This is a genomic window from Niallia sp. FSL W8-1348 (genome assembly GCF_038006745.1).
GTDB lineage: Bacteria > Bacillota > Bacilli > Bacillales > Cytobacillaceae > Niallia > Niallia alba.
In genome coordinates this window covers 239,567-260,682 of the sequence record NZ_JBBOVV010000003.1, presented here as the reverse complement: position 1 = coordinate 260,682, position 21,116 = coordinate 239,567, and the positions used below count along the sequence as shown (strand labels likewise).

At 35.7% G+C, this 21,116-nt stretch carries 16 protein-coding genes and 1 other annotated feature; of the genes, 13 read left to right on the top strand and 3 right to left on the bottom strand.

The window, feature by feature from the left end; genetic code table 11:
• Window positions 1–500: 500 nt before the first annotated feature.
• Entirely contained in the window at window positions 501–2,828 is a 2,328-nt protein-coding gene (lon, locus tag NST60_RS24000) for an endopeptidase La (protein WP_101730709.1), read from the top strand.
• Window positions 2,825–3,412, top strand: a complete 588-nt coding sequence (gene yihA, locus NST60_RS23995; protein WP_016201748.1) for a ribosome biogenesis GTP-binding protein YihA/YsxC — start codon at window positions 2,825–2,827, stop codon at window positions 3,410–3,412. Before lon ends, yihA begins: the two co-directional genes overlap by 4 nt.
• Window positions 3,413–3,554: 142 nt before the next feature.
• Here the strand turns inward: yihA and NST60_RS23990 are convergent, their stop codons facing one another.
• Complete coding sequence (locus NST60_RS23990; RefSeq protein WP_016201747.1) at window positions 3,555–4,043, bottom strand: LiaI-LiaF-like domain-containing protein; 489 nt, start codon at window positions 4,041–4,043, stop codon at window positions 3,555–3,557.
• A 366-nt stretch (window positions 4,044–4,409) separates the two neighbouring features.
• On the opposite strand from NST60_RS23990, the gene hemA reads away from it, so the two are divergent.
• The 8 genes from hemA to NST60_RS23950 all read left to right on the top strand — a co-directional run bounded on the left by hemA (window position 4,410) and on the right by NST60_RS23950 (window position 12,733).
• Window positions 4,410–5,759 (top strand): glutamyl-tRNA reductase, encoded by a 1,350-nt coding sequence (gene hemA, locus NST60_RS23985; protein WP_341100582.1) that lies wholly within the window; start codon window positions 4,410–4,412, stop codon window positions 5,757–5,759.
• 207 nt (window positions 5,760–5,966) lie between these two features.
• Window positions 5,967–6,791, top strand: a complete 825-nt coding sequence (locus NST60_RS23980) for a cytochrome C assembly family protein (protein WP_101730710.1) — start codon at window positions 5,967–5,969, stop codon at window positions 6,789–6,791.
• Between the two features lie 37 nt (window positions 6,792–6,828).
• Window positions 6,829–7,764 (top strand): hydroxymethylbilane synthase, encoded by a 936-nt coding sequence (gene hemC / locus NST60_RS23975; protein WP_016201743.1) that lies wholly within the window; start codon window positions 6,829–6,831, stop codon window positions 7,762–7,764.
• The gene (locus tag NST60_RS23970) at window positions 7,757–8,530 is read left to right on the top strand and encodes a uroporphyrinogen-III synthase (protein ID WP_101730711.1); all 774 of its coding nucleotides are present in this window, start codon (window positions 7,757–7,759) and stop codon (window positions 8,528–8,530) included. Before hemC ends, NST60_RS23970 begins: the two co-directional genes overlap by 8 nt.
• 171 nt (window positions 8,531–8,701) lie before the next feature.
• Window positions 8,702–9,676: a porphobilinogen synthase gene (gene hemB / locus NST60_RS23965; RefSeq protein ID WP_016201741.1), complete on the top strand. Its 975-nt coding sequence runs from the start codon at window positions 8,702–8,704 to the stop codon at window positions 9,674–9,676.
• Between the two features lie 14 nt (window positions 9,677–9,690).
• On the top strand, window positions 9,691–10,980 hold the full coding sequence (gene hemL / locus NST60_RS23960) for a glutamate-1-semialdehyde 2,1-aminomutase (RefSeq protein ID WP_101730713.1): 1,290 nt from the start codon (window positions 9,691–9,693) through the stop codon (window positions 10,978–10,980).
• A gap of 272 nt (window positions 10,981–11,252) precedes the next feature.
• The gene (locus NST60_RS23955) at window positions 11,253–11,996 is read left to right on the top strand and encodes an ABC transporter ATP-binding protein (protein WP_341100578.1); all 744 of its coding nucleotides are present in this window, start codon (window positions 11,253–11,255) and stop codon (window positions 11,994–11,996) included.
• The gene (locus NST60_RS23950) at window positions 11,993–12,733 is read left to right on the top strand and encodes an ABC transporter permease subunit (protein WP_101730715.1); all 741 of its coding nucleotides are present in this window, start codon (window positions 11,993–11,995) and stop codon (window positions 12,731–12,733) included. Before NST60_RS23955 ends, NST60_RS23950 begins: the two co-directional genes overlap by 4 nt.
• A gap of 548 nt (window positions 12,734–13,281) precedes the next feature.
• On the opposite strand, the gene NST60_RS23945 is transcribed toward NST60_RS23950, so the two are convergent.
• Both NST60_RS23945 and NST60_RS23940 read right to left on the bottom strand, forming a co-directional pair.
• Complete coding sequence (locus tag NST60_RS23945; protein WP_016201737.1) at window positions 13,282–14,244, bottom strand: ABC transporter substrate-binding protein; 963 nt, start codon at window positions 14,242–14,244, stop codon at window positions 13,282–13,284.
• An 11-nt stretch (window positions 14,245–14,255) separates the two neighbouring features.
• Complete coding sequence (locus NST60_RS23940) at window positions 14,256–15,005, bottom strand: polysaccharide deacetylase family protein (protein WP_328019630.1); 750 nt, start codon at window positions 15,003–15,005, stop codon at window positions 14,256–14,258.
• 420 nt (window positions 15,006–15,425) lie between these two features.
• On the opposite strand from NST60_RS23940, the gene spoVID reads away from it, so the two are divergent.
• The 3 genes from spoVID (at window position 15,426) to NST60_RS23925 (ending at window position 21,015) form a co-directional block, all read left to right on the top strand.
• Window positions 15,426–16,616 carry a stage VI sporulation protein D gene (gene spoVID / locus NST60_RS23935; protein ID WP_341100575.1) on the top strand — a complete coding sequence of 397 codons (1,191 nt, stop codon included), beginning with the start codon at window positions 15,426–15,428 and terminating at the stop codon, window positions 16,614–16,616.
• A 203-nt stretch (window positions 16,617–16,819) separates the two neighbouring features.
• The gene (gene ysxE / locus NST60_RS23930; RefSeq protein ID WP_016201734.1) at window positions 16,820–17,908 is read left to right on the top strand and encodes a spore coat protein YsxE; all 1,089 of its coding nucleotides are present in this window, start codon (window positions 16,820–16,822) and stop codon (window positions 17,906–17,908) included.
• A gap of 165 nt (window positions 17,909–18,073) precedes the next feature.
• Window positions 18,074–18,305, top strand: a binding site (T-box leader).
• Between the two features lie 64 nt (window positions 18,306–18,369).
• Window positions 18,370–21,015, top strand: a complete 2,646-nt coding sequence (locus NST60_RS23925; RefSeq protein WP_328019628.1) for a valine--tRNA ligase — start codon at window positions 18,370–18,372, stop codon at window positions 21,013–21,015.
• Window positions 21,016–21,116: the final 101 nt, after the last annotated feature.

The window sequence follows — 21,116 nt, the reverse complement described above, 5'->3', positions numbered from 1 at the left end:
GAGAGAATCAACAGTTGGAAGAACAAAACCAATTGGAAAGCGGATACAAACTTAGAGGTTTTACTTTATAAAAAAGGGAGCTAAAAAAACTCCCACAAAAACTTGACTCAATCTAAAAGAATGCTACATTTTATTAAATACAAATATTATTATATAATTGAGTAAATAAGAATAGGCATTGATCTTTTTCTTTTTTGAATGGAAATCGCCTAAATAAGCCATTTTATTAAGGAAGGTTTGTTTTTGAGTGTAACCTTTCATTTTTCTCTTCTCGTGTTTTTCTTTAAGTAGACATGATGCATTAGAATGAGTAAAAAATGGAAGTTAGGAAGTAGTTCTATTTTTACTGCTTGTCTAATAACTCTAGTTAATAGACACATTTTCATAAATAAGATAGAATTGTACAAAGCATTAGAATGCAAAGGTTGCCTATATCGCAAAAACTATTTTAAATAGGCGATAAATGGAAAGGAATTTTTTAAAGCTGGAGGTGCAACGTCATGGAGGAAAATAAAAAAACAATAGTCCCCCTCCTGCCGCTTCGAGGTTTACTGGTTTACCCGACGATGGTGCTTCATTTAGATGTTGGTCGTGATAAGTCAGTGCAGGCTCTCGAAAAAGCAATGGTAGAAGACCATTTAATTTTTCTTACAATGCAAAAGGATATGGATATAGACGAACCTGAAGAAGAAGATCTATATAAAATGGGAACTTTGACAAAAGTGAAACAAATGCTAAAGTTACCAAATGGAACAATTAGAGTCCTGGTTGAAGGAATACAAAGAGCAGAGCTGGAAGAATTGATTGAGGAAGAAAGTTATTTTGCGGCAAGACTACGTATGTATGAAGAAGAGAATACTAAAGATGTAGAAGATGAGGCATTAATGAGAACAATGCTTCAGTATTTTGAGCAATACATAAAAATTTCTAAAAAAATATCGCAAGAAACATATGCAACAGTTTCCGATATGGAAGAGCCAGGCAGAATGGCTGATATTATTGCTTCCCATCTGCCTATAAAATTAAAAGAAAAACAGCAGATTTTAGAAACATTAAATAATAAACAAAGAATGAACTATGTTATTGATATCATTCAAAATGAAAAAGAGGTTTTAAACCTCGAGAAAAAAATTGGTCAGCGCGTAAAAAAATCAATGGAAAGAACACAAAAGGAATACTATTTACGCGAACAAATGAAAGCCATCCAAAAAGAATTAGGCGACAAAGATGGCAAAACTGGTGAAGTAAGTACACTGCTTGAAAAGATTGAAGAGTCCGGTATGCCTGACCATGTAAAAGTAACCGCATTAAAGGAATTAGACCGTTACGAAAAAATCCCCTCTACTTCAGCAGAAAGCTCCGTCATTCGTAATTATATTGATTGGCTCTTAGCTTTACCATGGACAAATGCAACAGAAGATGACTTGGATCTTATTAAAGCGGAAAAAATCTTAAATGACGACCATCATGGCTTAGAAAAGGTTAAAGAAAGAGTATTAGAGTATCTTGCTGTACAAAAGCTTACAAACTCTTTAAAAGGTCCTATTCTTTGTCTGGCTGGCCCTCCTGGAGTAGGAAAAACAAGTCTGGCACGTTCGATAGCTCGCTCCTTGAACCGGAATTTTGTCCGCATCTCATTAGGGGGAGTGCGCGATGAATCAGAAATTAGAGGACATAGACGAACATATGTAGGAGCAATGCCAGGTAGAATTATTCAAGGAATGAAAAAAGCAGAGACGATAAATCCTGTATTTTTGTTAGATGAAATCGATAAAATGTCCAATGATTTTCGTGGAGATCCATCTTCTGCAATGCTAGAGGTATTGGATCCAGAACAAAACCATAATTTTAGCGATCATTATATTGAAGAAACTTATGATTTATCGAAGGTTATGTTTATTGCAACAGCCAATAATTTGTCGACCATTCCTGGACCATTACGTGATAGAATGGAAATTATCTCAATTGCTGGATATACAGAAATCGAGAAAATTCATATTGCGAAAGATCATCTATTGCCTAAACAAATTAAAGAGCATGGATTATCTAAATCTCAGCTGCAGATTAGAGAAGATGGTATCCAAAGAATTGTCCGATTATATACAAGAGAAGCAGGAGTACGTACTTTAGAAAGACAATTAGCAACCATTTGCCGCAAAACAGCTAGAATGATTGTAACTGCTGAAAAGAAAAAAGTCGTTATAACTGCTAAAAATGTAGAGGACTTCCTTGGTAAACCAATTTTTCATTACGGTCAGGCCGAAGAAGAGGATCAAGTTGGCGTTGCAACTGGTCTTGCCTACACTACAGTTGGCGGCGATACTTTACAAATTGAAGTATCCTTGGCTCCTGGGAAAGGCAAATTAGTCTTAACTGGAAAATTAGGTGACGTGATGAAGGAATCTGCTCAAGCAGCATTCAGCTATATACGTTCCAAATCAGAAGAGTTAGGCATCGATGCGAATTTCCATGAGAAATATGACATTCACATTCATGTCCCAGAAGGTGCAGTACCGAAGGATGGTCCATCTGCAGGGATTACAATGGTAACCGCGCTTGTGTCTGCTCTTTCTGGAAAACCAATTAAGAAAGAGGTTGGAATGACAGGAGAGGTAACATTGAGAGGGAGAGTTCTCCCAATTGGAGGATTAAAGGAAAAATCTCTTGGTGCTCACCGTGCCGGTTTAAAAACCATCATCATTCCAAAAGATAATGCAAAGGATATCGATGATGTTCCTGAAAGTGTAAGAGAAGAGCTAGACTTTATTTTAGTTTCACATGTAGATGAAGTATTAAAACACGCGTTGAACGGAAGTGTAAATCTTTGAAAGTTAATCAAGCAGAAATAGTAATTAGTGCCGTAAAGCCAAGTCAATATCCAGAAGGGAATCTACCGGAATTTGCTTTAGCAGGTAGATCGAATGTTGGTAAATCCTCCTTCATTAATCGGATGCTCGGACGAAAAGCGTTAGCTCGCATTTCGTCCAAACCAGGGAAAACACAAACATTAAATTTTTATTTAATTAATGAAATCATGCATTTTGTAGATGTACCTGGCTATGGATATGCAAAAGTTTCTAAGAAGGAACGAGAAGCATGGGGGAAAATGCTTGAAACGTATTTTACCTCAAGAGAACAATTAAAAGCAGTTGTATTGATAACAGATCTGCGTCATCCGCCAACTACAGATGATATTTTAATGTATGACTTTTTGAAGCATTATGGAATACCTTGTGTAGTAATTGCTACAAAAGCAGATAAAATATCAAAATCTCAATGGCAAAAACACTTAAAAGTAACAAAAGAGACATTAGGATTAAGCCAAGAAGATTACCTAATCCTATTCTCATCCGAAACAGGAGAAGGAAAAGACAAAGTCTGGTCCTTGCTAGAACATTTAGCAAATAAATAAAAAAAAGACTCACTGCCTCTAACTAACGTTAAAGGAAAGTGAGTCTTTTTTGTTGGAGTTTAATAAGGTGAGGAATCCTTATTGTTTCAAATATTCCCACTGAAGGTTATGTTCCAAAACCCCATATACTATGTATAAACTTTCATTTCCTCTTCTTCGAAACTAAATAATACCCGCCAACAATAATAAATAGAATAGGGATCAAGTTATTTAAAGTATGGGGACTAATTTTTAAGAATGTTAGTGAGCCAAGAATTTCTTGATAGAAAAGCAATAAAACTGCTAGCAATAAAAATAAAAGCCCATTTAACAAGCCTTGTCCCGTTTTCTGATTTTGAAGAATAAAGCCAAGTGCAATAATTAAGATAAAAGTTCCCGTGTGATCCGGCCAAATAGCAAGCTTATTCACTAAATGAAAATGTAAACCAAATCCAGTTAAAATTACGCCTGGCAAAATTACACCATAATCCTTTCCACCATAGCCCTGAAAAAGAAAAGCAATCCCAATGATGATTAATAGGGTTGGCCAAGTATATAGATTGGGTAGAATGGTAATATTAAATTCCTTTAAGATGAAATAAAATCCAAAACCAATTAATACGATACCAGAGAACCATTTTTGTGTTTTCATTATTTCCTCCACTTCCAAAAAACTTAGCTTGAATACATAGAAGATTTTTGTTACTGTACAATGAGTAAAGTACATTTTTTGTACAAAAACTAGCATTTAAAAATAATTTTGCAAAAGAAGTATAAACTATTACTAGTAAATAACGTAAGTATAATTCTTTTACTGTTATTAATACTATATCTTACCATATGAATTCACAATTTGTTCACATTTATAGGGCAAATTGTTTCCCATTTTTGAAATGAATTTGTTATAATAACTACATGTTAATAATTATTATAATTTAATCTATTTATATAAATGGTTTATAAATGATCTTTATGAATATATAGGTAAGAACTTACTTTGGGGGTGTCATTAGGTAAAATGCATATTATAGTTGTCGGATTAAACTTTAAAACGGCCCCAGTTGAAATTCGTGAACGTTTAACATTTGATTCAAAGCAAATAGGGGAAGCTATGAATCAATTACAAACTAAAAAAAGTATATTAGAAAATGTTATTATCTCAACGTGCAATCGTACGGAAATATATGCAGTCGTAGATCAGCTTCATACTGGTCGCTATTATATTAAACAATTTTTAGCAGAATGGTTTCAGTTGGAACAAGATGAATTTGTTCCTTATTTATTTGTGTATGAACAAGATGGAGCTTTGAATCATTTATTCCAAGTTACTTGTGGTTTAAATTCTATGGTTGTTGGGGAAACACAAATTCTCGGACAGATACGTTCGAGCTTTTTAACGGCACAAGCGATTAAATCTACCGGTTCGGTATTTAATCAGTTATTTAAGCAAGCTATTACGCTGGCAAAAAAAGCACACACAGAAACAGATATTGGTGCAAACGCTGTGTCTGTAAGCTACGCAGCCGTAGAATTGGCAAAAAAAATATTTGGTACTTTGCAAAATAAAAATGTACTAATATTAGGTGCAGGGAAAATGGGCGAGCTTGCCATTCAGAATTTGTATAGCAATGGTGCGAAAAACGTAACTGTGATAAATCGCACATTTGAGAAAGCTGAAACACTTGCTCATCGTTTTGAAGGCCAAGCAAAACCGATGAATGAGTTGCAGTGTGCATTACTTGATGCGGATATTGTTATTAGCTCCACTGGTTCTAATACATTTGTTATAACAAAGGCAATGATGAAAGCAGTCGATAAAATCCGCAAAGGTAATCCACTATTTATGGTTGATATTGCGGTACCACGAGATTTAGAACCTGAAATGGCTGAACTAGATAGTGTGTTTCTTTACGATATCGACGATTTGGAAGGGATTGTGGAAGCAAATCTTCAGGAGCGTCAAAAAGAAGCCGAAAAAATCATGATTATGATCGAGGCAGAAATTAGTGAGTTCAATCAATGGCTTCATTTATTAGGCGTCGTGCCAGTCATTTCTGCCCTTCGTGAAAAGGCACTTGCTATTCAAAGTGAAACAATGAAAAGTCTAGAAAGAAAACTTCCTAATCTAAGTGAAAGAGAAAGAAAGATTTTAAATAAACATACGAAAAGCATTGTAAATCAAATGTTGAAAGATCCAATTCTTCAAGCGAAGGAATTAGCTGCACTTCCTGATGCAGACCAATCGATGCAATTATTTATGAAAATCTTCAATTTAGAATCCGATGCAAAAAAAGAATCCAATGATGGGGCAAAGGAAGAAGAAAAAGAAGCGTTTTCTCCAATTGTACGGCCATCCATTCAAGTGTGATTAGTCTAACTACTTAAATGCTTTTGTTTCTTTTGACAGGAAAGTATGATTCGTTATGAACTGTTTGAGAATAAAAACTCTTCAAATGGTAGTTTCACTTTCTTTTTCATAGGTTAAAATATAGTTGGGGATTACGAATTAAAAGCTATGTTAAGTTTTGTAAAAGACTTCATATTAGGATCTTTTTTGTTCGAAGGGGACGCGTTGATGCAGGATATATTTATGACTAGACTTCATGAATTCACGATTATTCTTTATGCGTTATCTGTGCTATTTTATTTTTTTGATTTTATGCATAATAACCAGAGAGCAAATCGAGTAGCTTTCTGGTTACTTTTATTTGTCTGGGTTTTGCAATCATCTTTTTTATTTATCTATATTGTAGAGATGAAACGGTTCCCAATTCTCACAATCATGGAAGGGCTTTACTTTTACTCATGGGTATTGGTTACCTTTTCTCTGATAATAAATAAGTGGTTGAAAATTGATTTTATTGTATTTTTTACCAATGTTTTTGGCTTTGTTATTATGGCAATACATACATTTGCACCTGCACGTGATTCTGCCCAAGTTCATGCAGCGCAGGTTGTATCTGAGTTATTGTTTATTCACGTGACAGCAGCTCTTTTGGCCTATGGAATGTTTACTATTTCTTTTATTTTTTCTGTCCTCTATTGCCTACAGTATGATTTATTAAAACAGAAAAAATGGGGAAAGCGAGTTATGCGGATTGCGGATTTAGCCAAATTAGAACATATATCTTACCTATTATGCGTGATTGGTGTACCATTGTTATTGATTGGGTTAATTCTTGGTGTTCAATGGGCAGTTATTCAAAGACAAGACTTTCTTTGGTATGATCCGAAAATTATTAGCTCCTTTATTGTATTGTTTGTATACAGCAGTTTTTTGTATTTACGAGTTTTAAAAAAATTAAGAGGGAAAAATGGTGCCCTCTTAAATATTGCTAGTTTTTTAATTATGCTAATTAATTTCTTTTTAGTAGGTAATTTTTCAAACTTTCATTATTGAATGAAGACTTACCGGAATTAGGTTGGAGGTACTTTTTATGCGTAAAATAATTGTTGGTTCAAGGAAAAGTAAGCTAGCAATTACTCAAACGAACTGGGTAATTAATCAGCTCAAGAAATTAGATTCTTCTTTTGAATTTGAAGTAAAAGAAGTTGTTACAAAGGGAGATGTTGTCTTAGATGTCACTTTATCCAAGGTTGGAGGAAAGGGGCTATTTGTTAAAGAGATAGAACAAAGCATGCTTGATAAGGAGATAGATATTGCTGTCCACAGTATGAAGGACATGCCAGCCGAGCTTCCAAAAGGGTTAACAATTGGCTGTATTCCTGAGCGTGAAGATTATCGAGATGCCTTAATTAGTAAAAATCATATTTCTTTAAAAGATTTACGAGAAGGTGCAATAATTGGGACAAGTAGTTTGCGTCGAGGGGCGCAATTACTGGCGGTTAGACCTGATCTTGAAATCAAATGGATTCGCGGAAATATTGATACCCGTCTTAATAAGTTAGAAACAGAAGAATATGATGCTATTATCTTAGCTGCTGCTGGATTAGCAAGAATGGGATGGACAAGCGACGTTGTTACAGAATTTTTAGATCCAGAAATATGCTTGCCGGCAGTTGGCCAAGGCGCCCTTGCTATTGAGTGTCGAGAAGATGATAAAGAAGTATTAGAACTTTTAAGTAAGTTGTCTAATCAAGATACTACTCGTACCGTTTATGCGGAAAGAGCATTTTTGCAGCGCATGGAAGGCGGTTGCCAAGTGCCAATCGCAGGTTTTGCACAAGTAAAAGATGATGAAGTAGCACTAACTGCCTTAGTCATTTCTCCAGATGGGAAACTTATTTTTAAAGAAGAAGTAACAGGCAAAAACCCTGTAGAAGTAGGGGAACAAGCAGCAACAATTTTAACGGAAAAGGGTGCGAAAGCATTAATTGATCAGTTAAAAGAGGAGAACATTATTGATGGCTAATTTGCTTCTCGGAAAGAAAATTCTCGTTCCCCGCGCAAAGAAACAAGCGAGTGTCTTATCAAAGCGAATTTTTGATTTAGGCGGATTTCCTGTTGAAGTGCCTTTAATCGCGTTTCGAGAAAAACAACTTCCAGATGAAGTAATGACTTCTTTAAAAGAAAAAGCATATGATTGGCTTGTCTTTACGAGCCGTAATGGAGTAGAGGCTTTTTTTAAAGAAATAGAAAAAATGCATGTCCCAATTACTGCTAAAATTGCAGTAATTGGTGAAAAAACGACAGCTGCTGTTTCCCATTATGGGTTCCAGGCTAATTTTATTCCAAGTGAATTTGTTGCCGAGCAGTTTATCGAAGAATTTATTCCAGAGCTTGAAAGAGGTCAGCAAATTCTGCTTATAAAAGGAAATAGATCAAGGGACTATATAGCGGAGGAATTAAAAGAAGCTGGCCTTCTAGTTGATGAAGCGGTATTATATGAAACATACTTTCCGACAGAAAGTGAAGAACTGCTTGTAAAAGAAGTAAGGAAGAAAGATTTAGATGTATTGATCTTTACAAGTTCTTCCACAGCTCATCATTTCATGCAGGTAATGAAAAAACATCACTTAATAGAGAAACTGGAAAGCTGTATTGTTGTTAGTATTGGACCAGTTACGACTGATACATTGCATAGCTACGGCTTACATGTAACAATTACGGCAAAACCGTATACAACTGACAGTATCCTGAAACATTTAGTGCACTATTTAACAAAGACTGTTTTCTAAAAGACTGTTGTTTTTTCAATAGGAAAAATGGAGCAGCCGGAATACGCGAATACTTCTGTGAAAATAGCGAGACAGTCTTGAGACCTTGCAAGCGATAGCAGACCGCAGCTACGGGTAATAACACCAACGATACGAAAACAGTCGTAACAAATAAAGATGGAGGTAAAGAAGATGGCTGAATTTAAGCGTCACCGCAGATTAAGACAATCTGCAAATATGAGAGCATTAGTAAGAGAGACATATGTACATATTGATGATTTAATCTACCCATTGTTTATTACAGAAGAGGAAAATGTCAAAACGGAGATTTCCTCTATGCCGGGAATTTATCAATTTTCCATTGATCGTTTGCAAGAGGAACTGGATGAGGTTCAAGCATTAGGAATTAAATCAGTGTTATTATTCGGAATTCCAAAAGAAAAAGATGAATGTGGGACACAAGCATTTCATGACCATGGGATTGTCCAAGAAGGAATTAAGTATATCAAAGCAAACTATCCAGAAATGGTTGTTATTGCTGATACATGTTTATGTGAGTATACAAGCCATGGACATTGTGGGGTAATTGAAGCAGGAAGAGTATTAAATGACGAATCACTAGAATTGCTTGTAAAAGCAGCTGTAAGTCAAGCTGCTGCAGGAGCAGATATTATTGCCCCCTCTAATATGATGGATGGATTTGTTGCTGCAATTAGAAAAGGATTAGATGAAGCAGGTTTTCTTGATGTTCCAATCATGAGCTATGGCGTGAAATACGCATCTGCTTTTTACGGTCCATTCCGAGAAGCGGCTGATAGTACACCGCAATTTGGGGATCGTAAAGCTTATCAAATGGATCCTGCAAATCGCCTGGAGGCATTCCGAGAAGCAGAAAGTGATGTAGTAGAAGGAGCAGATTTCCTAATTGTTAAGCCGGGTCTCCCTTATTTAGATATTGTTCGAGACATGAAGAATGAATGGAATTTGCCGATTGTTACTTATAATGTTAGTGGAGAATACAGCATGGTCAAAGCGGCAGCAAAAAATGGCTGGATTGATGAAGATAGAATTATTATGGAAACAATGATTAGTATGAAACGTGCAGGAGCAGATTTAATCATAACTTATTTTGCTAAAGATGTTGCACGTATGTTAAAAGAACAATAAGGGAGGAAACTCATATGCGTTCCTATCAAAAATCTGAAGCTGCATATAAAGAAGCAGTAGAATTAATGCCAGGAGGGGTAAATAGCCCTGTACGTGCATTTAAATCAGTTAAAAGAAACCCTGTCTTTATGGATGCGGGTAAAGGATCTAAAATTTATGATATTGATGGCAATGAATATATTGATTATGTCTTATCATGGGGTCCACTTATTTTAGGACATGCGGATGATCAAGTAGTCGAAGCTATCAAAAAAGTTGCAGAAAAAGGGACTAGCTTTGGTGCTCCTACCCTAATTGAAAATCAACTTGCTGCTCTTGTACAAGAGAGGGTACCAAGCATTGAAATTATTCGCATGGTTTCATCTGGTACAGAGGCTACAATGAGTGCGATCCGTTTAGCGCGTGGCTATACAGGTAGAAATAAAATTATTAAATTTGAAGGTTGTTACCATGGTCATGGCGATTCCTTGCTTATTAAGGCTGGTTCTGGTGTAGCAACACTTGGTTTACCAGATAGCCCTGGAGTTCCCGAAAGCGTGGCTGCAAATACAATTACGGTTGCTTATAATGATTTAGAAAGTGTTAAATATGCATTCTCTATGTATGGAGAAGACATTGCGGCAATTATTGCTGAGCCAGTTGCAGGAAATATGGGGGTAGTTCCTCCGAAGCCAGGATTTTTGCAAGGTCTGCGTGATGTTACGACAGAATATGGGGCTTTGCTTATTTTTGATGAAGTAATGACCGGTTTCCGTGTGGACTACGGTTGTGCCCAAGGCTATTTTGGTATTAGCCCTGATATTACTTGTTTAGGTAAAGTAATTGGTGGAGGCTTACCTGTTGGTGCATATGGAGGAAAAGCAGAAATTATGAATCAAATTGCACCAAGTGGACCAATTTATCAAGCAGGTACATTATCAGGTAATCCACTTGCCATGACAGCTGGATTTGAGACATTATCTCAATTAACACCAGATACGTATAAAATATTTATTGAAAAAGCAGATCGTTTGGAAGAAGGCTTGAAAGAAGCTGCTGGAAAATATGATATTCCGTTCACAGTAAATCGCGCTGGTTCTATGATTGGTTTCTTCTTTACCAATGAAGATGTAAAAGATTATGAAAGTGCTAAAACGTCTAATCTTGATTACTTTTCTGCCTTTTATAATAGCATGTTAGAACAAGGAGTATTTCTGCCTCCTTCTCAATTTGAAGGAATGTTCTTGTCCACAGCATTAACAGATGAGGATATTGAACACACAATTCGTGCTGCAGAACAAGCTTTTTCTACGTTGAAAGCTTAAATAATAGGCAATTTTCTAGGAGATTATTGTTTTCAATAGAAAATTCATTATTTAGAAATACTGAGCAGCCTAAATCCTGGGACGTCTACTTGGATTTAGGCTGCTTTCATTTATTACACTGATGGAAGTTTTCTTTAGGTTGAGCAATTTTAACTAAAGATATTTTCTTATTTCCAATGAATCATTCAGAACTGTCGATTTTTTGCCACTTTATGAAAATATGGTTATTATGATATGATGCAACTAGTAATAAGGACAAGAAGGGATATTTCATGGATTCATTTGTAAAGATGGAGCAAGTTACTTTTACTTATGATAATAATACAATTTTAAATAAGATAAATCTGACGCTAAAAAAGAGTAAATCATATGCATTAATCGGTAAGTCTGGAGTTGGTAAAAGTACATTCCTCCACCTTCTCGCTGGTTTACTGATACCAACTGAAGGAGAAGTGCTAATCGAAGGGAACCGAATTCAGCATCCAAGCAAGGATATTGGATTCATGTTTCAAGACTTAGGTCTTTTTCCTTGGCTAAAAGTTTGTGATGCTATTTCGATGCCAATAAAATTAGATAAACGGAAGTCGAAACAGGAAATAAAGGAAAAAGTAACAGCGTTAATAAGAGAAGTTGGATTAAGTGGAATGGAGCATAAATATCCGGCAGAGTTAAGTGGAGGACAAAAGCAAAGGGTGGCATTAGCAAGAACATTAATTACTGAACCTGATTTGTTGTTAATGGATGAGCCGACTTCTACATTAGATGAGATGACAAAAGAACAAATTCAACAGTTAATATCCGAGCAGGTTGAAAAAAGGCAAACCACGTTACTTTTTGTTACTCATAATATAGAAGAAGCAGTACTTCTTGGGGAGTATATTTTATTGCTACGGGATAATGGAGACATCGAGACTATCGCTAATCCGCTATTTGGAGTCGATAGAGCGAAAGAAAATTTGTCCTTTTATAAAGCATGTATTGATGTTCGAAAAAGATTAGCGGTGGTACAGGAATGAAGAGAATCATTAGAAATCAATTGATCATAGGTTTTATAAGTGTCAGTTTATTTTGGTATATTGTCTATTTTTTGTTACAGTCCCATACCATCCCATCACCATTTTTAACAGTTATTTATATGTGGAACGAAAAATATATGTTGCTTCTGCATGCAGGAGCTAGTTTATTGAGAATTATCATTGCCCTTTTTATTTCTTTGTTAATAGGAGTCCCATTGGGAATTATTTTAGGGAAAAACAAGAGGATCAATACCTTGTTATCACCTTTTTTATATTATATATATCCAATACCCAAAGTAGCGTTTCTACCGATATTTATGATTTTATATGGGCTGGGAAACCAGTCTAAAATAACGCTAATAATTTGGATTATTGTTTTCCAGATCATTTTATCGGTTAGAGATGGGGTATTACAAATACCATCAAGTTATTACAAGGTGATGCAAGGTTTTCAGGCCCCCATATATCAGCAACTAATCTATTTAATTTTCCCAAGTGTGCTTCCAGCGATATTTACGGGAATAAGAATTAGTATAGGGATTAGTTTAGCGACATTATTTTTTGCAGAAAACTATGCAACAACTTATGGGATTGGCTACTATATAATCAGTGCATGGACGAAAATGAATTATGAAGAAATGTTTGCAGGGATTGTGACCTTAGGATGTATTGGTTTATTATTATTTATCTTATTAGATAAATTAGAATTAAAAGTTACACCTTGGAATCATAAGTAAAGAGGCTGGGAAAAAAATATATAATAGATAAAGACGAATAATCTCTCAGTTAGTAGCGAAACCAACTCGTTCCATTACGCTACAGCCACTCTATGCGCCAGGGAGCAATCTTTAGACCTCCCTCGGCTAAAGCGTGTGAGGTCTAAAGATTGCTCTACTTCTCGCAGGAGCCCGAGTGTCCTTCGCTCCATTTCACTCCGTTTTTAAAGGTTATTTCGTTCCATCATTTTTTTAAAAGAAAATATAATTAGTGGGAAATACGAAGCAGACGGAATACACGTAGACTCCTATGGGAGCTGCGAGAAAGTCCAAGACCCCGCAGGAACGAGGAGGCTTGGCGCTCGCCCCATGGAAAGCGAAGTGTATTCAGGCTGCGGGTGATCACCACAAACCTTTTTTCTTAAAAATAATAAAACCCCAAACTTTGCATGTAGTATAATCGTTCGGGGTTATTTAGTTGAAAATACTTATGTCCCAGCTTCTTTTTTGATTTAAACGGTAAAGGCTGTTTTTCGAAATGTTGTCGCCTGTCTCGCTAGTTCCTGAGTCTATGGTAACAAAGTGAAGTCTGTTAATTCTTCATAAGAATAGTTTTTCTTAATTTGCCCTTTAGCTTTTGTCCATTGAACAATCGAATCAAAGGAGTCCTTTGGAACTGCACCTGCATATGGAAAGTTTTCCTTTGTAGATAAATAGTTGCTCATAGCATCAGGGAATTGATATTTAGTTAGTATATCGCCGTATTCTTCAGCCTTCGTATTATTCATATAGTCAATGGCTTCATTATAAGCTTTATAGAAAGCTTTGATATCTGCTGACTTGGAAGAAACCATTTCTTCTGAAAAAAGAATCGTTCCTCCTTTAATTCCTGCATCTGCTGAGCTTCCTAAAAGGTGGGCTCCTTGGCTAACTAGCATACTAGCCTGTGGTTCTGTAAAGACAACTCCATCTACTTTATCTGCAATCAGTGCCTCTGCACGACCAGAAAAAGAAGGAATTTCAACGATATTATAAGTGAAGTCTTCTTTAGCTGCGAAATCATCCATAATATATTCCAAGATAAAGTTCGGCACTAATGAAACATTTTTTCCATTTAAATCTTTCATCTCTGTAATTCCTGAATTGGGAGAGGAGAGAATTTTGAAATCTTCACTTATATCGGAAGTAATCTTCATCTTAATACCATTTTCCATAAATGCTGCTGCTGTCATTACATCAGCGATTGTACCATCTAATTCACTCGCTTGGATTGCAACATTTCGATCTGTTGGAGCGGAGAAGGACTTTATTGATACGTTTATTCCTTCTTTGGCAAAGTAGCCATTTTCCTTTGCTAAAATAATAGGTATCGCAGATTCTGCCGGTAATATTCCGATGGTTAGCTCTTCACCAGATGGTTTTTCTGTGTTATTGCTTTCTTTATTATCTGTTTTGGTTGTAGTGGTATTTCCACAAGCAGCAGTAAATAAAACAAATACTAATAATAAGGTTAGCGTCATTATTTTTTTCATCTTTTTTTCTCCTAGTTTGTTACAATTTTTTTGAATGTCTCTATGTCCATTAAAAAGGGAATAGCATTTCTTTTTAATAAAAGTGGATCAGTTTGCTTATCATTGTGACCATTTTCACAAGTGAAGGCAAGTTTAAACTCTTTTTCTTTTAAAGTAGAAACATTGGATTCGTTAAATAAACCAAATGGATAGGCGAATACATTTTTATGTTTGATTAGCGAATGGTTATTACATACATCTAGGTCTTTAGCAAAGTCTTCTTTTCTGGATGTCATTAATAGACTTTCTGACTCACTTGTTCGGACATGCATATAATGAGTGTGGTTGGCATATTCAAAAACATCCGTCATTTCACTTAGATCGTTTATAGATAAACAGACAGATTTTTCTTTTTCAAACTTGCTTTTACTATCATGCAACCAGCCTGTTACAACAAATGCTGTTGCATGAAATTGATATTTTTTTAGAATCGGATACGCATATTCTTTTATAGATTGAAAGCAGTCATCAAAAGTAAGTAATACTGATTTTTTTGGTAAAGGACCTCCTTCGTAATATGCCTTTACTTCATCTAAAGTTAAAGGGTGAAAATCATTGTTAAATAAATACTCCATTTGCTGTTCAAATTTTTCTAATGTAATGAAAAGGGGGGAAGGCAAGAAATCATTATAATCTTGCTTTACATCGATTGGATGCTGCTCGGATGCTTGAAAATCTTCCTCTTTTCTTATTTCGTGATACATTAGCACGGAAAAAGCCATTTTAGAACCTCCTTTTTAGATAAAGGCTGTTTTGTAAAGTTTGTTGCAATGATCTACAGCCAGAATAAACTTCGCTTAATTTATTTTTCCTATTGAAAAAGCAACAATCTTGTAGAAACCAGCCTAGATAAAAATTATAAATTGGTCTACATTTCCAATTTATTTAATTTTGTTAACTTGGAAATCTGCTTTTATTATTATATAAGACATTTATTAAAAAAAGCGGTAGAAAATGCAATTAGTTTTAACAATTTGGTGTATGAATTCAGAAAAATAAGTTTATTTGAATGGTGATTCTTTAAATTCCTTTCTTGTTGAGACAAACAAATGAAAGAAATATTCATAAAGTGTTACAGACAATCATAAGTTTTTAAAGACAATAGTGATATATACGTGAAAGGAATGAGAGGAGGAGTCGCTTTGTCTCAAGAAAATTCGTCTATCTTACGGTTTTCGTTGGAAGAGTCAGTCTGGTTTCAAAAAGGACAGGAAGTAGCAGATCTGCTTTCCATTTCACTTGATCCCAATATAACAATCCAAGAGAACGATCAGTATATTATCATTCAGGGCTCTTTAGAGCTAAGTGGTGAATACAAGCGCTATAATGAGGGAGAACAAGAAGAAGAGGAGGCCTTTAAGGCACCTAAATTAATTCATTCTGTAATGGAGAGAGAGGAAGGGGTATGTGAATTTTTACATCATTTCCCTGTAGATATTACGATTCCCCTTACAAGAGTCACAAGTATCAATGATGTAGAAATAGAGATTGATACGTTTGATTATGTCTTTCCAGAAAGAAGTTGTTTAAATTTAACAGCCGATTTAACTATTTCAGGTCTCGCTTCTGAAGAGGCGGAAGTAGAAGAAGATGTAGCAGCAGAGGAAGTAGAAGAGGAATTGGAACTAGTTTGGCGCAGTCCAGTGGCAGAGGAGGCTGAAGCAGATTCACTAGAAGAACCTGTTGAAATTGCTGTTAGTCCATTCCAAAATGTTAGCCCATTATTGGAAGAACAGCGTGCAGAAAAGGAAGCGGAGGATGATTTATATACTCCATTTGAATTGGAAGTTAGAAAGACACCAGAAGAAGACGACGAATGGAGCACAAACGAAAACGCAAATGTGCCTTATTTTTCTGAGATTTCTAGAGAAGAGGAGCTTACTTCTATAGAGCCTGCACTAAAAGAAGAATCTACTTCTACAGCTCCAGAGATGAAAATTTCTTTATTCAGAAGTGAGGAAAGTGTATATTCTGCAGAAGAAGTTTTTCAAAAGCCGCAACAAGAATCTTCCTCTTTAGCCAAGCAAGAGGAGGTAGCTCTGGAAGAAGAACTAGAATCATCATCTTCTCCTAATGAAGAGCCTAAAAAGAAAAAAGGACTATTTAGCAAAAAGAAATCACTCACCTTTACAGAATTCTTTGCTAGAAAAGAAGAAGAAAAGCATGCGAAAGTGAAGGTTTGCATTGTTCAGCAAGGTGATACATTAGAAAAATTAAGCAATCGCTATAATGTAAATATTCATGCATTGTTGAAGGAAAATAGAATGGAAGCCAATCAAGATGTGTATGAGGGGCAAGTCTTATATATTCCGGGAGACTTTGTAGAGAAATAAAAAACAAACAGCAGGCAGGTGCTTTCCTGCTTGACTGTTTTCTTTTGGATTTTTTCAACTGTTTTAGAGGGGGAAAAACGAGTGTTTTACAGAGCAAATTGAAAATTGAATAGGAACTATTCCAGAGCTTATCAAATAAGCTATTTTCATGTTGTAAGTAAAGGCCCAATTTGTTCACCTAACCATCTAAAGAAAGGGATAAGATGGCTGTTTCACTTTATAAGAAAGTGTGGGCGGATATGAATGAAAAAAACATATTAAAGAAATATACACCTATTTTAAAACCATATGCAGTAGAGCCAAATTTCGTAGAAGAGTTTGGCAAAGTAGCCAAGATATACAGCAATAAAGGCACTTTTGCATTAAAACGGATTGATCCTCATAATGGTGCTGATTTCACACGTCATATACGAACACTTTATCAAAAAGGCTATAACAGGATTGTTCCGATTTATCCAGCTGTGGATGGCAGATATGCTATTCTTTATGACAACAAACTGTATTATTTAATGCCTTGGCTGCCAAATGAGGAAAGAGAAACATATTTCAAAAAACATCAACAAATGTTTCGTGAGCTTGCAAGACTTCATATTTTAACTTCTAAAGATGTGAAAATTGATAAGGAAGATCGACAAGAGCATTTCGAAAATACGCAATTAGATATTGAAAAAGAACAAGAGTTTTTAGATGGTTTTATTGAGCAATGTGAAAATAAGGAATATTTGTCTCCATTTGAATTGATGTTTTGCATGTATTATCATGACATTCGTCAGGCGTTGATATATTCGGAGACTAAATTAAAAGAATGGTATGAAGAAACAAAGGAAGATGAAAAAGCAAGAGTTTCCATCATTCATGGCAAACTATCCCCAGAGCATTTTCTATATGATGATAGAGGCTATGGCTACTTTACTAATTTTGAAAATGCCAAATATGGATCAGCGAGCCATGATTTACTACCATTTCTCTCCCGTTCATTAAAAACTGCTCCAAAGCAAAATGAGGAATGTATTGAGTGGCTTTATACGTATTTTAATCATAATCCATTAAAGTATGATGAAATGCTATTGTTCTTAAGTTATTTAGCCCATCCCGGACCTGCCATTCGGATTTGCGAGAAATATATGAAAGCAGATAAGAAAGACATTAATGAACGGAAATATGCTCAAAAGCTACTTAAACAGTATTGGCTATTAAAAAATACAGAATATGTCGTCATGCGAGTCGATGAAATAGAACGACAAAAAAAGGCGCAGCAAGAAGCTGCCGAACAAGCAGAGACCCAGGATTAAAAACTTGGGTCTATTATTTTGTGTCTAAATAGGCACGATTGTTTTTTCCTATACATATTGTAATGACAAACATAAAAATAGAAATGAATAAAATAAAAAAAATTAGGCAATCCTTATTGACGAGAATAAGATATTTTCGGTAGTATAGCATATATAAAATAAATTATTAAGGCAATGACAGGGAGTAGTACAATGTCCGTTGTTTCAAAGAGAGGAAATCAGTTGCTGAGAGATTTCCATTCAACCCATTGGAATGTAGCCCTCGAGCTTCTTTTGCGAACGGTTTGCTTATTAGTAAAAGACGGACAGTATCCGATATCATCTTTTAAAGAGCCAATACATTTTATTGTGTTTGGAAAAAAGGTGGTACCGCGAAAAAACTCCATTCGTCCTTTTAAGACGAGTGGAGTTTTTTTATTTGCTTTAAAAAGTACAAAGGACAGGATTAGGAGGAAATGAGGATGGATATGAAAGAAATCTCCATGCCGACAAAGTATGATCCAGCAAGTATTGAAAAGGGTCGCTATGATTGGTGGTTAGAAGGCAAGTTTTTTGAGGCTAATCAGGACGAAGGAAAACAACCATATACAATTGTAATCCCACCACCAAACGTAACAGGTAAATTGCATTTAGGTCATGCATGGGATACTACGTTACAAGATATTTTAACAAGAATGAAAAGAATGCAAGGCTATGATGTATTATGGCTGCCTGGTATGGACCATGCTGGTATTGCAACGCAAGCTAAGGTAGAAGAAAAACTTCGTGCCCAAAATATTAGTAGATATGATCTTGGTCGTGAAAAGTTTGTAGAAGAAACATGGAAATGGAAAGAGGAATATGCAAGCCATATTCGTGCCCAATGGTCGAAATTAGGTCTTGGCCTAGATTATTCTAGAGAAAGATTTACATTGGATGAAGGTCTTTCAAAAGCAGTTCGTGAAGTTTTCGTTTCTTTATATAATAAAGGGCTTATCTATCGCGGGGAATACATTATTAACTGGGATCCGGCAACAAAAACAGCACTTTCTGATATTGAGGTAATCTACAAAGATGTACAAGGTGCATTTTATCATATGAAATATCCTTTAGCAGATGGATCTGGTTATATTGAAGTAGCAACAACTCGTCCAGAAACGATGCTTGGTGATTCAGGTGTTGCTGTTCATCCGAAAGATGAAAGATATCAGCATTTAATTGGCAAGAAAGTCGTTCTGCCAATCGTAGGAAGAGAAATTCCGATTGTTGCTGATGATTATGTAGAAATGGACTTTGGTTCCGGTGCTGTTAAAATGACTCCTGCACATGATCCAAATGATTTCGAAGTAGGTAACCGTCATAATTTAGAAAGAATTCTTGTAATGAACGAAGACGGAACAATGAATGAGCGTGCTGGTAAATATGAGGGAATGGATCGCTTTGAGTGTCGTAAGCAAATCGTCAAAGATTTACAGGAATTGGGCGTTCTATTCAAAATGGAAGAGCATATGCATTCTGTTGGTCACTCTGAACGAAGCGGTGCAGTAGTGGAACCATATTTATCAACGCAATGGTTTGTTAAAATGCAACCATTAGCTGATGCAGCAATCGCGTTGCAAGATAAGGAAGCAGAAAAAGTTAACTTTGTACCAAATCGTTTTGAAAATACGTATATGCGTTGGATGGAAAATATTCGTGATTGGTGTATTTCTCGTCAGCTTTGGTGGGGACATCGAATTCCTGCTTGGTATCACAAGGAAACAGGCGAAATCTATGTGAACGATGAAGCGCCGACAGATATTGAAAATTGGACACAAGATACAGATGTATTAGATACATGGTTTAGTTCCGCACTATGGCCATTCTCTACATTAAATTGGCCAGACACAGAGGCGGAAGACTATAAGCGCTATTATCCTACTGCTGCGTTAGTAACTGGTTATGATATCATTTTCTTCTGGGTATCCCGTATGATTTTCCAAGGAATTGAGTTCACTGGAGAAAGACCGTTTAAAGATGTATTAATCCATGGGCTTGTTCGGGATGAGCAAGGTCGCAAAATGAGTAAATCTTTAGGAAATGGCGTAGATCCAATGGATGTTATTGCTAAATATGGAGCAGACTCCTTACGTTATTTCTTATCAACAGGAAGCTCACCAGGTCAAGATTTACGTTTCAGCATTGAAAAGGTAGAATCGACTTGGAACTTTGCTAATAAAATTTGGAATGCTTCCCGCTTTGCGTTAATGAATATGGATGGTTTAACATATGATCAAATTGATTTAACAGGCGAAAAATCAGTTGCAGATAAGTGGATTTTAACGAGATTAAATGAAACAATTGAAACAGTTACACGTCTTTCAGATCGTTATGAGTTTGGAGAAGTTGGAAGAGTTCTTTATAACTTTATCTGGGATGATTTTTGTGACTGGTATATTGAAATGGCGAAGCTTCCATTATATGGGGATGACGAAGCAGCAAAGCTAACAACTCGGTCTATTTTAGCTTATGTACTTGATAATACAATGCGCTTATTACATCCATTTATGCCATTCATCACAGAAGAAATCTGGCAAAACCTTCCGCATGCTGGGGAATCAATTACAGTTGCGAAGTGGCCAGAAGTTAATCCAGCCTTCACAGATGATAAGGCTGCAAATGATATGAAATTGCTTGTTGAGATCATCCGCTCTGTTCGTAATAGCCGTGCGGAAGTAAACACACCAATGAGTAAAAAAATCAGCATTTTATTAAAAGCTAAAGATGAAGAAATCAAAACAACTCTTATAGAGAATAAATCTTTTATTGAACGCTTCTGTAACCCAGAAACATTAAGCATTGATATAGATATTGCTGTACCGGATAAAGCAATGACTGCTGTTGTAACGGGTGTTGAAATTATTCTTCCATTAGAAGGATTAATTAATATGGAAGAAGAAATTGCTCGCTTAACAAAAGAGCTAGAGAAATGGAATAAAGAAGTAGAACGTGTTCAAAAGAAACTAAGCAATGAAGGCTTTGTGAAGAAAGCGCCAGAAAAGGTAATTAACGAAGAAAGAGCAAAAGAGCAAGACTATTTAGAAAAGCGTGCAGCAGTAGAAGCACGTATTAACGAACTAAAAGGTTAATTTCATAGTAGAACGAAGGGTGTCTCCACTATCAAAACCTTTGAGGCACCCTTCTTCTATTCAACAACGGATTACTTTTAAAGGCGCAGACTTGAATACCA